The organism is Chromohalobacter sp. HP20-39 (genome assembly GCF_033052815.1).
Lineage (GTDB): Bacteria > Pseudomonadota > Gammaproteobacteria > Pseudomonadales > Halomonadaceae > Chromohalobacter.
In genome coordinates, this window is sequence record NZ_JAWHTP010000621.1 from 1 (window position 1) to 276 (window position 276).

The window sequence follows — 276 nt, forward strand, 5'->3', positions numbered from 1 at the left end:
TTCGAGAGGAGCACTATGCTTACGTGCTCGATATCGCCGATAGGCTAGGGCTTCCACCCGATGTCGTTGCACCTGTTTTTCGCGAGACTCTGCGAGCCTTGGCTGCAGGGGCAACGGTGGAGACGTATGTGGTCCTTCTCGCTGCCAAAAAAACGCTATCGAAACTGAGGAGCACCGCCGGCGCCAGTGGCCCGTTTCATAGCGAATTCTGAGCTGGTCGGAAAGTCCCTCCTAAGCCGCGCGAGCTTCGGGCTATTCGGACCAGACCACGTCGAC

The 276-nt window shown here is 58.3% G+C and carries 1 protein-coding gene; it reads left to right on the forward strand.

The window, feature by feature from the left end; all coding sequences use genetic code 11:
* Window positions 1-212: DUF3562 domain-containing protein (locus tag RVY79_RS19440; protein WP_317466213.1), on the forward strand; the 212-nt coding region annotated here is incomplete at its 5' end.
* Between the last annotated feature and the right edge of the window lie 64 nt (window positions 213-276).